General features: G+C 64.2%; 11 protein-coding genes. 5 read left to right on the top strand and 6 right to left on the bottom strand.

Annotation, left to right across the window (positions count from 1 at the left end; translation table 11 throughout):
• Positions 1-61 precede the first annotated feature (61 nt).
• From CJU94_RS30130 to CJU94_RS30110, 5 genes are read left to right on the top strand one after another with little or no spacing between them, the layout of a single operon-like run.
• Positions 62-679 carry a MarR family winged helix-turn-helix transcriptional regulator gene (locus CJU94_RS30130; protein WP_095422857.1) on the top strand — a complete coding sequence of 206 codons (618 nt, stop codon included), beginning with the start codon at positions 62-64 and terminating at the stop codon, positions 677-679.
• Positions 680-685: 6 nt separating this feature from the next.
• Positions 686-2788 (top strand): FUSC family protein, encoded by a 2103-nt coding sequence (locus tag CJU94_RS30125; protein ID WP_095422228.1) that lies wholly within the window; start codon positions 686-688, stop codon positions 2786-2788.
• Positions 2789-2843: 55 nt separating this feature from the next.
• Positions 2844-3053 carry a DUF1656 domain-containing protein gene (locus CJU94_RS30120; protein WP_095422227.1) on the top strand — a complete coding sequence of 70 codons (210 nt, stop codon included), beginning with the start codon at positions 2844-2846 and terminating at the stop codon, positions 3051-3053.
• The gene (locus CJU94_RS30115) at positions 3050-4093 is read left to right on the top strand and encodes an efflux RND transporter periplasmic adaptor subunit (protein WP_095422226.1); all 1044 of its coding nucleotides are present in this window, start codon (positions 3050-3052) and stop codon (positions 4091-4093) included. The genes CJU94_RS30120 and CJU94_RS30115 overlap by 4 nt, the downstream gene beginning before the upstream one ends.
• Complete coding sequence (locus CJU94_RS30110; RefSeq protein WP_095422225.1) at positions 4090-5604, top strand: efflux transporter outer membrane subunit; 1515 nt, start codon at positions 4090-4092, stop codon at positions 5602-5604. The genes CJU94_RS30115 and CJU94_RS30110 overlap by 4 nt, the downstream gene beginning before the upstream one ends.
• 364 nt (positions 5605-5968) lie before the next feature.
• Here the strand turns inward: CJU94_RS30110 and CJU94_RS30105 are convergent, their stop codons facing one another.
• The 6 genes from CJU94_RS30105 to xylA form a co-directional block, all read right to left on the bottom strand.
• Positions 5969-6430, bottom strand: a complete 462-nt coding sequence (locus CJU94_RS30105) for a (2Fe-2S)-binding protein (protein ID WP_095422224.1) — start codon at positions 6428-6430, stop codon at positions 5969-5971.
• Between the two features lie 43 nt (positions 6431-6473).
• The gene (locus tag CJU94_RS30100) at positions 6474-8744 is read right to left on the bottom strand and encodes a xanthine dehydrogenase family protein molybdopterin-binding subunit (protein ID WP_095422223.1); all 2271 of its coding nucleotides are present in this window, start codon (positions 8742-8744) and stop codon (positions 6474-6476) included.
• Between the two features lie 262 nt (positions 8745-9006).
• Entirely contained in the window at positions 9007-10206 is a 1200-nt protein-coding gene (locus CJU94_RS30095) for a sugar ABC transporter permease (protein WP_095422222.1), read from the bottom strand.
• Complete coding sequence (gene xylG / locus CJU94_RS30090; protein ID WP_095422221.1) at positions 10203-11762, bottom strand: D-xylose ABC transporter ATP-binding protein; 1560 nt, start codon at positions 11760-11762, stop codon at positions 10203-10205. Before xylG ends, CJU94_RS30095 begins: the two co-directional genes overlap by 4 nt.
• A 79-nt stretch (positions 11763-11841) precedes the next feature.
• Positions 11842-12870, bottom strand: coding sequence for a D-xylose ABC transporter substrate-binding protein (xylF, locus tag CJU94_RS30085; RefSeq protein ID WP_095422220.1), 1029 nt, complete (start codon positions 12868-12870; stop codon positions 11842-11844).
• A gap of 172 nt (positions 12871-13042) precedes the next feature.
• Positions 13043-14365: a xylose isomerase gene (gene xylA / locus CJU94_RS30080; protein WP_095422219.1), complete on the bottom strand. Its 1323-nt coding sequence runs from the start codon at positions 14363-14365 to the stop codon at positions 13043-13045.
• Between the last annotated feature and the right edge of the window lie 196 nt (positions 14366-14561).

Here is a 14561-nt window from a genome sequence, read left to right as displayed (position 1 = left end):
GCGAACAAAAACTTCAATTCAATAGTTTGCTAACGAATTTTTTAGAAATACAATGGCGGCCATGTCGAATCTCGATACCTTGCGCCGCACAGTCAGCAGCACGCTGGTCGTCGCTGCCAGAAAATGGCGGCGCACGAGCCACGGCGTGCTGGCGGCCTTCAACGTCTCGGAAGCATGCGCCACGCCGCTGCTGACCGCCAGCCGGCTCGGCTCGGCGGTGCGCCAGGTCACGCTCGCCGATCACATTGGCATCGAAGGACCGTCGCTCGTGCGGCTGCTCGACCAACTGTGCGCCGCGGGTCTGATGCGCCGCGACGAGGACCCCGAAGACCGGCGCGCGAAAACCGTGGTGCTCACCGAAGAAGGCCGCGCCGTCACCGCAAAAATGGAAGAGGAGCTGGTCACGCTGCGCGCGCAGGCATTGAAAGGCGTTTCGCGCAGCGATCTCGAAGCGACCCTGCGGGTGCTGGCCGCTTTCACAGGAGAGGTCGCCGAACCTGCCGACCAGACCACCGAAACCGGTGGCGAACCCGGCCGCGAAAAACGCGATCACCCCAATCGACGCGCCGCGCACCAGGAGCTGTCCGGCGACCAGGTTCGCCAGGCAGCCAAAGCGAAGAAGTCGAACAAAGGCGAAGCGGACACCGCCGCGCCGCACGAGGCCGGCGATCCGGCATAACGGTTTATGGTCTACCCCTCCCTTCGCGACTGGCTGTTTTCAGTCAAGACTTTTGCCGCGGCGATGATCGCGCTCTATATCGGTCTCGCGCTCGAACTGCCGCGTCCGTATTGGGCAATGGCGACCGTCTACATCGTGTCGAACCCGTTTGTCGGCGCGACCCGTTCCAAGGCGATCTATCGCGCGCTCGGCACCATGCTCGGCGCCTCGGCCGCGGTGCTGCTGGTGCCGCCGTTCGTCGAATCGCCGTATCTGTTCAGCGTGATCGTGGCGCTATGGACCGGCACGCTGCTTTACCTGGCCGTGTCGGACCGCACCGCGCGCAGCTACGTGTTCCTGCTGGCCGGCTATACGATGCCGATCATCGCGCTGCCTTCGGTGACCAATCCCACCGGCGTGTTCGATCTCGCGGTCAGCCGCACGGAGGAGATCACGCTGGGCATCGTCTGCGCGAGCATTGTCGGCAGCGCGCTGTTTCCGAGCCGGCTTGCGCCGACCATCATCGAGCGGACCGACACATGGTTTCGCGACGCCGCCTTCTATGCGACCGAAACATTGTCCGGCCGCATTGCCGGCTCGGCGATTTCGGGCGCGCGGCAACGCCTCGCGGCCACCATCAACGGTCTGGAATTGCTGCTGAGCCAGCTTGCCTACGATCACACGCGGCCGGACATTCTGGCGCGCGCGCATGAACTGCGCGGACGCATGCAGTTGCTGCTGCCGATCATGTCGGCGCTCGCCGATCCGCTGATCGCGCTCTACAACAGCAGCCGGCAGACGTGGCCCGACGGGCTGGAAAGCCTCCTCGCCGATCTCATCAAGTGGTTCAACGAGCCGATGCCCGCCGTGAGCGAGGGCTATCATCCCGACCCGACGGCCGACGCGCTGCGCGAACGGATTGCGGCCATGCAGCCGCCGCCGTCCGCGCTGGCGGGCTGGGACGGCGCACTGCTCTCGAACGCGTTGTGGCGGATGAAACAGGTGATCGACGTGTGGCAGGACTGCCGCTCGCTGCGCGTCATCATCACGCTGGAAGAAGGCTCGTGGCGCCCGCGTTTCCGTCATTGGCGGCTGGGCGGCACCGAGCGCTTCTACGATCGCGGCATCATGCTGTTCTCGACCGGCTCGGCGGCGGCGGCCGTGATTCTCGCGTGCAGTCTGTGGATCAGTTCAGGCTGGAACGACGGCGCCGGCGCGGTCACGCTCGCCGCCGTGGCGTGCTGTTTTTTCGCGGCGCTCGACGAGCCCGCGCCGTTCGTGTTCCGCTTCTTCGTGGCGACCGCCATCAGCGTGGTGGCGGCGGGCGTCTATCTGTTCGTCGTGCTGCCGCACGTGCACGACTTTCCCATGCTGGTCATCATGTTCGCCGCGCCGTTCATCTTCGTGGGCACGCTGATTCCGCGCCCGCAGTTCAATCTGGCCACGGTGCTGGTCGCGGTGAACACGGCCACCTTCATCAGCATCCAGGACGCGTACGACGCCAACTTTCTGGTGTTCATGAACAGCAATCTCGCGGGCCTCGCCGGGTTGCTCTACGCGTATCTGTGGACTCGCGTAACGCGCCCGTTCGGCGCCGAACTCGCGGCGGCCCGTCTGTTGCGTTCGAGCTGGGCCGACGTGGCGCTCACGGCGTCGACGCGGCCGATCGAAGATCCGCGCAATCTCGCCGCGCGCATGGTCGACCGCCTGATGCAGTTGATCCCGCGGCTTGCCGCCACCGACGACCATCGCCATCCGTCGATCGAGAGCTTTCGCGATCTGCGCATCGCCTTCAACGCGCTCGATCTGCGCCGCCTGACCCACAAGCTGGGTGGCGAAGCGCCGGCCGCGATCGACCACGTGCTCGACGACGTGCGTCGATACTACGAAAGCTGTGTCGCCCGCCGCAAGCGCGAACCGGTGCCCGAGAGCCTGATGTCGTCGATCGACGCCGCCGTGGCGCGCGTGACGGCCCAGGGACTCGCCAACGCCGGCGCACCGGGCGCGACCTCGCAGACTTCGGCGCGCCAGTTGCGTGATGCGCTGCACGCGCTGGTCGGCTTGCGCCTTTCGCTGTTCCCCGCCACGTTGATGCTGCCGAAGCGGCCAGAACCGGAGGCCGCTAGCTGATGCGCACAGTCCGTCACCGGCATCCGGCCGTCTCCCCCTCTTTCCACTTTCCGCGATGATCGGTGAAATCGATATTTTCGGCGTGTTCGTGCCGGCCGTGCTCGTGCTGATGTTGCTCGCCTATCTGATCAACCTCGCGATCCGCACGGTGCTCACGCGCGTCGGCTTTTACCGCTTCGTCTGGCATCGCTCCATCTTCGATCTCGGCATCTATGTGCTGGTGCTGGGCCTTGTCGTTGTCGTTTCGCACAGACTAATAACGTGAAAAAAACCTGGTTCTCCGTCGGGCAGATTCTGCTGACCCTGATCGTCGTCGCGGCCGCGGCTCTCGTGCTGTGGAAACTGGTCGATTACTACATGTTCGCGCCGTGGACTCGCGACGGACACGTGCGCGCCGATGTGATCCAGGTCGCGCCGGATATCTCGGGGCTGATCTCGTCGGTCGAGGTGGTGGACAATCAGCAGGTCAAGCAAGGCCAGGTGCTGTTCGTGATCGATCAGGCGCGCTATACGCTCGCGCTGCGCCAGGCGCAGGCCACCGCGCAGCAACGCCGCGCCACGCTCGACCAGGCGCGCCGCGAAGATGCGCGCAATCGCAAGCTTGGCAACCTGGTCGCGGCGGAGGTGTCGGAAGAAAGCCGCTCGCGTGTCGAACAGGGCGAAGCCGCGCTCGCCGATGCGAACGTCGCCATCGACACCGCAAGGCTGAATCTGCAACGCGCCACGATCATGAGCCCGGTCGACGGTTATCTGAACGACCGCGCGCCACGCGCCGGCGAATTTGTCGCGGCCGGGCGGGCGGTGGTCTCGGTGGTCGACATGCATTCGTTCCGCGTCGACGGTTATTTCGAGGAAACCAAGCTGCGTGGCATCGACATCGGCCAGCCGGTCGATATCAAGGTGATGGGCGAGCCGAACGTGCTGCGCGGGCACGTGCAGAGCATCGTCGCCGGCATCGAGGATCGTGACCGCACGCAAGGCTCGAATCTGTTGCCGAACGTGAACCCGGCGTTCAGCTGGGTGCGGCTCGCGCAACGGATTCCGGTGCGCGTCGCGCTCGACGAAGTGCCTGCCGATTTCCGCATGATCGCGGGGCGCACCGCGACGGTGTCGGTGCGCGATCTCGCGCCGGCCGGCAGGAAGCATCCGGAGGCGGGCGCGTCGGGCGCGGTGGCTGCCTCGGGGGCCGCGGGTTCTTCTTCGGCGTCGTCGGCGCCGGCTTCTTCTTCGGTTACGTCCGCTGTTCCAGTTGCTTCGGCTGCGCAGCCGGCGTCGGCCGCGGTCATCTCGGGCGCGTCGCAATGAAGCTGTCGCGCACCCTGCCCTTATTGCCGCTGTTGCCGTTGGCTGTCGCGCTGAACGGCTGCATGAACGTCGGTCCCAACTATGCGCTGCCGCAACAGGCGCTCGTCAACGCGCCGCTCGCCAATGCGCCGATCGAAGGCGCCGACGCTGCCCTGACCACGCGGCGGAACGTGCCGCCCGTGTGGTGGAAGCTCTACGACGATCCGGTGCTGAACCGACTTGTCGACGAGGCGCTGCAATCGAACACCGACCTGCGCGTCGCGGCGGCGAATCTCGCGCGCTCGCGCGAAGCGCTGGGCGTGGCGCAGGCACAGGGTGGGTTCTCCGGCAAGGCCTCGGCGGTGATCGAACGCGCCCAGGAATCCGCCGAACAATACCTGCTCACTGAAAAGCTGCCGGTCGTCAATGAAGGCGACATCGGCATCAGCGTCTCGTATGAAATCGATCTGTTCGGCAAGCTGCGGCGCGGCGTGGAAGCGGCGCAAGCGGACAGCGAGTCCGTCCAGGCCGCGGCCGATCTCGCCCGGATCACCGTGGTGGCGGACGTGGTGCGCTCCTACGTTGAACAATGTTCGGCAGCGGATGAACTCAGGATCGCGCAACAGTCGCTGGCTCTGCAAAAGCAACGCGTGGACGTCTCGCGCCGCCTGCGCGACGCGGGCCGTGGCAATCAGCCCGACGTGACACGCGGGCAGACCCAGGTCGACACGCTGTCGGCGGATATTCCGCGCTATACGGCACGCCGCAAGATCGCGCAGTACCGCCTCGCGGCGCTGCTCACCCGCGCGCCGTCCGACTTGCCGCCCGCCGTGCTCGCGTGCGACAGACCGCCGCAAATCCGCCAGCCGATTCCGATCGGCGACGGCGCCGCGCTGCTCAAGCGCCGCCCGGATGTGCGCGAGGCCGAGCGTCAACTGGCGGCGTCCACGGCGCGGATCGGCGTCGCCACCGGGGCGTTGTATCCGACGGTGAGCATCGGCGCGTCGGCAGGTCTCACCGGGGTTCTGGAAGACCTGGGCACGTCGCCCACGGCGCGCTGGGGCTTCGGTCCGCTGATCAGCTGGACCTTCCCGGCGAACGGCGCGCGTGGCCGCGTGCGCGAGGCACAGGCGTCGAGCCAGGTGGCGTTGGCGAAGTTCGACGGCGTGGTGCTCACCGCGCTGCGCGAGACCGAGACCAGTCTGGCAACCTATGCGTCGGACTACGCCCGCGCCGACGCTTTGCGCGCCGCCGTGAAGTCGGCGGCCGCGTCCGCGGATGAAACGCATCGGCTGTATCTCGCGGGGCGCGAGTCGTTCATTTCGGATCTGGATGCGACGCGCACACTGACCTCCACGAAGTCTCAGGCGGCGGCCGCGGAAGGCCAGGTCGCGATCGATCAGGTCAACCTGTTCCTCGCGCTCGGCGGCGGGTGGGAGATCGATCCGCAGAGCGCGTCCGGTGGTTCGCCGCCCGCGGCTACCGTGCCGGTCAAAGCGGCGCCGACGGCGGCTGCGGCAAAAGCACCTTGAAGCGGCGTTCGATTCTGAACTTCTAAAGCTGGCCTTTTGCCGAGGCTCCCGTGCCGAGCCGTGTGGGCACCTGTCACCGCGTTTGGGCGACGCTGCGCGCCGGCCATCCGCATGCTCCGAACTTCGCGCACGAGCTTACGTTTTATTTTTGACAAGCTTTCTTTTACCTTTCATTTAAGGTCAAATACGTGCCATCAACCACTCTTTACGGGGACACGTATGTCGCAATTCATGAAAGGCGCAGTTGCGCTGGGCGGATGCATCGGCGTTTTCACAGCGGTCGTCGCTGTAGTGGAGATGCTGGCAGGTTGATCGGTCGCGCGGCGGCTTCCTGGGAAAACGCCAGGAAGCGGCGGCGGCGGCGTCAGGCGGGCCGACGCTTTGCCGCCGCCTGGTGAATCGCCGCCCGAACCCGCGGATACGTGCCGCAACGGCATACGATGTGCCACATTGCCGCGTCGATGTCGGCATCGGTGGGTTTGGGATTGTGCTTGAGCAGCGCGCAGGCCGCCATGAGTTGCGCGCTCTGGCAATAGCCGCACTGCACCACGTCGAGATCGATCCACGCCGCTTTCAGCGCTTGTGCTTCGGGACCTTGCAAGCCTTCGATGGTCGTAATCTTCTGCGTGTGCAGGTTCGACATGAGCGTCTGGCACGCGAAGCTCGCTTCGCCGTCCACATGGATCATGCACGCGCCACAAATCCCCACGCCACAGCCGAACTTGGTGCCCGTCATGCCGAGCTCGCAACGCAGCACCCACAGAAGCGGCATGTCGGGGTCGGCTTGTACCGCCACGGCCCGGCCGTTGATGTTCAGCGATCCCATTGCTTGCCTCCCTTCGTTCCTGAGCTTTCGAATACGATGCGCTTCACGCAAGCCGCAACGGCAGCGAGCGCAAGCGCTGGCCGGTCAACGCGAACACGGCATTGGCCACGGCCGGCGCGACCGGTGGCACACCCGGTTCGCCCACACCTTGCGGATGCATCTGGCTCGGCATGATGTCCGTGTCGATGACCGGGCAATCGTTGATTCGCACGACCGGGAAATCCATGAAGTTCTTCTCCTGCACCTGACCGTTGACGAGGGTAATTTCGTCCTGCAATGCGGTGGAGAGACCGAACACGATCGCACCCTCCATCTGCTGACGAATCAGATTCGGGTTCACCGGCATGCCGCAATCGATCACGCAGACCACCCGATGCACGCGAATCCGCTTACCCGGCCCGATCGACACCTCCGCGACCTGCGCGACCACGCTGCCGAACGCCTCGTGCAACGCGACGCCGCGCGCGCGGGGCGCGCCGTCGGCGGCATGCGTCAGCGCATGCTCCCAGCCCGACAAAAGCGCCGCGCGCTTTAACACCGCCAGATGCCGCGGATGCTGCGCGAGCAGCGCGGCGCGAAACGCAATCGGATCCTGGCCGGTAGCCACGGCGAGTTCGTCGGTGAAGCCCTCCGTGAAAAACGCCTGATGCGAATGACCCACCGAGCGCCAGAACCCGACCGGTATCGGCAACTCGACAATCTTGTGCGTCACGCGCGCGGCGGGCCATTCATAGGGCTGATCGAACGCGCCTTCGCATGTGGTCTTGTCGATTGGAATGCGCGGCACGCCGTAGTAGCGCGCGAGCGATTCCGGCACGATCGCCTGACTCGCCGACGTGGCCTGCCACGCCAGCAGTTTGCCGTCTTTGTCGAAACCGGCCTTCAGCCGCGACACGCAGGCAGGACGATAGAAATCGTGAGTGAAGTCCTGGGCGCGCGACCAGAGGGTTTGCACCGGACGGCCGCCGCCTTCGCGCGCGATCGCCGCGGCCTGGGCGATGAAGTCGAGTTCCAGACGCCGCCCGAACGCGCCGCCTAATAGAAGCGTTTGCACGTCGACCTTGTCGGGGTCGAGGCCCAGCACTTTCGCCACGTGATGCCGCGCGAGCGCGGGCATTTGCGTGGAAACCCAGACTGTCGCCGAGCCGTCCGTGACCTGCACGGTACAGTTGAGCGGTTCCACCGCGCCATGCGCGAGATACGGCGCACGATACTCGGCGCTGACGGTGCGCGCGGCGCGGCTCAATGCCGCATCCACGTCGCCCAGATGATAGTAGGCGTGACCGTCGCCGTCCTCCAGTGCTTGCGCGAGCCGGCGATCCACCTCCGCGTTCGACAACGTCGCCGCCGGGCCGTCGTGCCAATCCACCTCGACGGCGGCGACCGCGTTCATCGCCCGAAACGGGTTGTCCGCGATCACCGCGACGCCGCCGGTTCCACCGTTGTAGGGCGCCACGGCGACCGCCTTGATGAAGCCCGGCATTTTCGCGGCCGGGGTGGCATCGAACCTCGCGACCGTGCCGCCCAGCGTCGGGCACATCACGACGCTCGCGTAGAGCAGGCCGTCGGGCAGCGCGTCGATACCGAAGCGCGCTGTGCCGTTGATCTTCGATGGCGCTTCGATACGGTGTACCGGTTTGCCGATCAGCTTGAAGTCGGCGGGATCTTTCAGCGCCACGTGGCGCGGCAGCGGCTGCTGCGCCGCCAGCGACGACAGTTCGCCGAAGCTTGCCTTATGCCCGGACGGGTGCAACACCTGGCCGCTTTCGGCGCGGCATTCACCGGCCGGCACTTTCCATTGCGCGGCCGCCGCGCCGAGCAGCATGGCGCGGGCCGAGGCGCCGGCTTCGCGCATGGGCGTCCATAGATCGTTGATGCTCGATGAACCGCCCGTCATCATCGTGCCGGCTTCGCGCACCGCCTTGCGGGTCATCCAGACGATGCCGCGTTTGATCGTGCTGTCGTCGTCGGGGCGAAACGGCAGGTCGTCGACGATGTTCTGCACGCTGTTGTAGATCTTGTCGATGGGCGACTCTTCGACTCGCACCTGCGACCAGTCGGCGTCCAGCTCCTCGGCGAGCAGCATGGCGAGGCCGGTATGAATGCCCTGCCCCATCTCGGCCTTGCACATCATGATCGTCACGCTGTTGTCCGCAGCGATCTTGACCCAGCCGTTGAGCGCCACTTGCGAGCCTTGCGCCGGCAGCGGCATGGAGGTGGTCAGACGCTGCCCCGGCGGCAGCACCGACCAACCGACCAGCAACACGCCGACAGCGCCGGCGCCGCCGAGCAGGAAGGTTCTGCGCTTTAACATGGCATGGTTCGATCAGCTCGCACGAGGGGTGGGAAGCTGTGAAAGCGCGGGTCGGCGCCTAGCGTTGTTCCTCGCAATAGTAATAAGACGGCGGAGCGGATGGGGACTTAAATGCGGGCGTTCAGGTCAGGAGGGCGCGGGGCGGGGGATGGGGAGGATGGCGGGAATGGGGGGATGTCGTGGGGTGTTTCATTAAATGCGGGGGAAAGGCGCGCCAGCCAGCTTTGTGCCGCCGCCCTTCCCCCGCCTTTGCTGCTTCCCTTCACCGCCGGTTCGACCCCGACACCACATCGATCCATACGGCCAGCACGAGAATGCTGCCCTTCACGATCATCTGCCAATACGCATCGACGTCGAGCATCGACATGCCGTTATCGAGGCTCGCCATCACCAGTGCGCCGATCAGTGCGCCGTAGACCGTGCCGGAGCCGCCGCGCATGGACGTCCCGCCGATAAAGCACGCGGCGATCGCATCGAGTTCGCCCATCGATCCCGCCGAAGGCGAACCGGCGGCAAGCCGCGCCGTATTGACGATGCCGCCGAACGCGCACATCAGCCCCATCAGCGCGAAGATCGCCAGTTTCACACGGTTGGTATTCACGCCCGAGAGCCGTGTCGCTTCGAGGTTCGAACCGACCGCGTAGATGCGCCGCCCGAATACGGTCTGCGTGGCGATCCATGTAAAGATACCCAGCAGCGCGAGCAGCAACAGAACCGGCACCGGAATACCGCCGTAACGATCGAGCGTGGCGACGAACCCCGCGAGAATCACGCCCGCACCGACCACCTTGACGACGTCCTGCCAGAACGGCACCACGCGCAACTGATAGCGCTCGCGGTTGCGCCGCTGCCGTATCGTCAGAAACGCCAGCAGCAGAAACAGCACGACGGCAAGCGTATCGCCCGCGAGCCTTGGCAAATAGCCTTGCCCGACGAACACGAAACCGTCTGAGACCGGCGCAATCGTCGAACCGCCGGTCACGCCGAGCAGAATGCCGCGATACGCAAGCATGCCGCCGAGCCCGACAATGAACGAAGGCACGCGCCGATAAGTCGACCACCAGCCGTTGAACATGCCGATCAGCACGCCGAGCAGCATCACCACCGGTAACGTGACGCCAAGCGGCCAGTGCCGGTTGGCATCGAGTATCGCCGCCACACCGCCCAGCAAGCCGAGCAGCGATCCCACCGACAGATCGATCTCGCCGGCAATGATCACGAACACCATGCCGCACGCCAGCATGCCGGTGATCGACATCTGCCGCAGCAGATTCGACAGATTGCGCGGCGTGACGAACGCGCCGTGCGTGAGCACCGAAAAGAAAATCCAGATCGCGGCCACGGCGATCAGCAGCGCGAGAATCTTGTAACGCGCGAACAGTTGCTGAAGTCGCTGCGGACCGCCGAATGCGCCTCGCGGCACGGCTTCATCGGCGCGTTGGGAAGTAACGTCGGGCGTCATGCGGCACTCGCTACGGTTGGGTTCGGGGATCGCTGCACGGGACGGATCGCGGCGCTGAGAATGTCCTCCTGGGTAAGCCCGTCGTTGACGAAATCGCCGCGCAACTCGCCTTCACCGATCACCAGCACGCGATCGCTGATGCCGAGCACTTCGGGCAATTCGGAGGACACCATCACGATCGACATGCCGCGCTGCGCCAGTTGAAAAATCAGTTTGTAGATTTCGTATTTCGCGCCGACATCGACGCCGCGCGTGGGTTCGTCGAGAATCAGCACTTTCGGATCGGTCAGCAGCATGCGGGTCAGCACGGCCTTCTGTTGATTGCCGCCCGACAGACTCGCAATCGACAACATGGGATGGGCGGCGCGTACCGAGAGCCGCTTCATCTCCGTGTGAATCGTATCGAGTTCGGCTGCGGAGTCGATCCGGCCGGCCGATGCAAAGCGCTGCAACACCGCCAGGGTGATGTTGTGGCCGACGCTCAGCCCCGGCACGATGCCGTGGCGTTTGCGATCTTCCGGCACCATGCCGATGCCCGCGCGAATCGCATCCACGGGCGCGCGAATCTTGAGTAGCTTGCCCTCCATCACCACGCTTGCCTGGCTCACACCCGGATACGCACCGAAGATCGCCTGCATCAGTTCCGTGCGCCCCGCGCCGACCAGCCCGGCCACGCCGAGAATCTCGCCACGCCTCAGCGCGAACGACACATCGTTCACCCGCTTGCGACGCGGATTGGTCACGTCGAAGCAGGTGACGTGGCGCGCTTCGAAGATCACATCGCCGACCGGATGCGGCTCGCGCGGAAAGAGGTTCTTGATCTCGCGGCCCACCATCAGCGAAATGATGCGGTCGGTCGTGAGCGCGTGCATCGGCTCTGTCGCGACGTGACGGCCGTCGCGAATCACGCTGATCGTGTCGCATACGGCCGCCACTTCATCGAGCTTGTGCGAGATATACACGCAGGCCACCCCGCGCCGCTTCAGATCGCGCACGATATCGAGCAGAATGCGGATCTCGGATGCGGTCAACGAGGAAGACGGTTCGTCGAGAATCAACAGCTTGGCGCGCTTGTTCAGCGCCTTCGCGATCTCGATCAACTGCTGATGGCCGCCGCCGTAGTTCATCACCGGCTGCGCGGCATTGATTCCGCTAATGCCGAGTTCGCGCAGCAGTTCGTCGGCGCGCTGGTACATCGCGGCGTAATTCATACGGCCGCCGGGCAGCGTGATTTCATTGCCGAGAAAGATGTTCTCCGCCACCGACAGTTCCGGCACCAGCATCAATTCCTGGTGAATGATGATGATGCCGGCGCGTTCGGTGTCACGCACGCTGGCGGCTTTCAGCGGCGCGCCTTCCCAGATGATCTCGCCGTCCCACGTGCCCCACGGATACACGCCGGACAGCACTTTCATCAGGGTGGATTTGCCCGCACCGTTCTCGCCGCACAGGCCCACGCACTCGCCCGGCGCGATCGTGAGGTCGATGCCGTCGAGCGCTTTCACGCCGGAAAACGCCTTGACGATGCCGCGCATCGTCATGAGAGGTTGCGTCATTCGCTATGCCTCGCTGCAAGGCGCGCAGCGGCGCCGATACGCATGACACGCATCGGCGCGCGCCGCGCACACGTTACGCTCATTGGCTCGCGAGCTGGGCCTGGGTATAGAAGCCGTCCTTGACGACTATGTCGACATTGCTCTTGGTGAGCAACGTAGGTTGCAGGAGCACCGTGTCGACTTTCTTCTTGCCGTTGTCGTATTGCGCGTTATAGGCGGGCTTCTGGCCCTTCGCTAGTGCGACGGAGAGCTTGGCCGCTTCGCCGGCAATCAGTTTCAACGGCTTGTAGACGGTCATGGTCTGCGTGCCGGCAATCACACGCTTGACGGCCGCGAGATCCGCGTCCTGGCCCGACACCGGCACCTTGCCAGCCATGTGCTGCGCGGCGAGCGCCTGGATCGCGCCGCCTGCGGTGCCGTCGTTCGATGCGACGATTGCGTCGATCTTGTTGTTGTTCGCCGTCAGTGCATCTTCGACAATGCGCAGCGCCGTGGAAGCGCTCCATTCCGGCACCCACTGCTGACCGACCACCTTGATGTCGCCCTTGTCCATGGCGGGCTTGAGGATCTTGAGCTGGCCCTCGCGCAGCATCTTCGCGTTGTTGTCGGTCGGCGCGCCGCCGAGCAGGAAGTAGTTGCCCTTCGGTTGTGCGTTGTAGACCCCTTGCGCCTGCAGTTCGCCGACCTTCTCGTTATCGAACGAGATATAGGCGTCCACATCGGCGTCGAGAATCAGCCGGTCATATGAAACCACTTTGATGCCCGCTTTTTTCGCTTCGGCCACCACATTGCCGAGCGTCTTCGAATTGAACGGCACGATCACGATGACATCCACGCCGCGCGAGATCAGGTTCTCGATCTGCGAGATCTGCCGCTCTTCGCTCGCATCGGCGGATTGCACCGACACTTTCGCCCCGAGCTTTTCCGCCGCGGCGACGAAATAGTCGCGATCGCGCGACCAGCGCTCGACGCGCAGATCGTCGATACAGAAGCCAATTTCCGGATGATCCTTGCTTGCGTGCGCGAGCGGCGCGACGAGCGACAGGCTGGCGAGCACCGCTCCACACACGAGCGAACTCAATACGGTACGACGCGTTGCGAATTTCATGTCTCTCTCCTTCTTCTGATAGCCGGAATACCGGATTGGACGGCCTGCGCTGCGAGCCGCAAGACCGGACAAGCGACAACCCAAAGCTTCCTGTTCCGCGCGGTCGACGTGGCCGCGCGATCTTTATGGGGTATTGCTACTTTCTCTCCTGCACTGCTTCTTGCGACTTCGATCAGCGTCCGCTGTAAATGGCCTGATTCACGATGTTTTCCATGAGCTCCTGATGACCGCTTGCGTGCTGCGGGTTCAGACCGCGCGACAGGGCGTCCGTCGCCAGCGTGGAAAGCGAATAGTCGCCGGACAGGATCTTGCGCCCGAACTCCGCTTCCCAACCCGCATAGCGCTGACGCCTGAATCGATCGAGACGGTCGTTTTCGATCAGCACCGCGGCGCGCTCCACGGCGAGCGCGAGGTTATCGATTGCACCGATGTGGCCGTAGAACAGGTCTTCCGGATCCACGCTTTGACGCCGCACTTTCGAGTCGAAGTTCATGCCCCCCGTGGTGAAGCCGCCATGCTTGAGAATTTCGTAGAAGGCGAGGGTCAGCTCTTCCACACTATTTGGGAACTGGTCGGTATCCCAGCCGTTTTGCGGGTCGCCTCGATTCGCATCCACGCTGCCGAAAATACCCAGCGCGTAGGCCGTGGCGATCTCGTGATGAAACGAATGTCCGGCAAGCGTCGCGTGATTGGCCTCGATATTGACCCGAATCTCTTTCTCCAGCCCGTGTTGCAGCAGGAAGCCGTGTACGCTCGCGACATCGTAGTCGTATTGATGCTTGGTCGGTTCCTGCGGCTTGGGCTCGATCAGCAGCGAGCCCTTGAAGCCGATCTTGTGCGCATGATCGACGACCATATGCAGAAAACGCGCGAGTTGATCGCGTTCACGTACCAGGTCGGTATTGAGCAACGTATCGTAGCCTTCGCGGCCGCCCCACAACACATAATTGTCGCCGCCGAGCCGTTGAGTCGCATCGAGTGCGTGGCGCACCTGCGTCGCCGCAAACGCGAACACCTCCGGATCGGGATTGGTGGCCGCGCCGGCCGCATAACGGGGATGCGAGAACAGATTGGCGGTCCCCCACAGCAGCTTGACGCCGCTGTCCTCCTGCTTGCGCGCCAGATAGTCGGCAATGCGCAGGAAGTTCTCGCTATATTCTTTCAGGCTCGAACCTTCGGGCGCCACGTCGGTATCGTGAAACGTGTAGTACGGTGTACCGAGCTTCGAGAAGAACTCGAATGCCGAATCTGCCTTTTGCCGTGCACGCTCCATGGCATCGCCGTCTTGCTGCCAGGGGCGCCGAAACGTTCCCTGCCCGAAAATATCCACGCCCGGCCAGACGAACGTATGCCAGTAGCACACCGCAATGCGCAGATGCTCTTCGAGGGTTTTTCCGAGTACCTTTTTGCTTCTATCGTAGTGGTGGTACGCAAGCGGGTTGTCCGATTGCGGGCCTTCGTAGCGGATCTCGGGAATGTGTTCGAAATAAGACATCTGCGTCTCCAGTTATGTTGCACCGCAACCCATGCGACATCGTCGCGCCGGTCGACAAGGTGACGCCATGCTGCCGCTTGCAAGATGCATCGGCAATTGCGAAATTGCGCAGCCTGCTTGATGTTTCTTACCGCCCGCCATTTTGTTTTGCACCGGCGCGTGATTCGGGGCCTAGAATAACCAGACACTTAAAACC

The sequence above is a fragment of the Paraburkholderia aromaticivorans genome, assembly GCF_002278075.1.
In the GTDB taxonomy this organism is placed as follows: Bacteria; Pseudomonadota; Gammaproteobacteria; order Burkholderiales; family Burkholderiaceae; genus Paraburkholderia; species Paraburkholderia aromaticivorans.
Note: the sequence above shows the minus strand (reverse complement) of the source record. Positions and strands in the feature narration are given on the sequence as shown.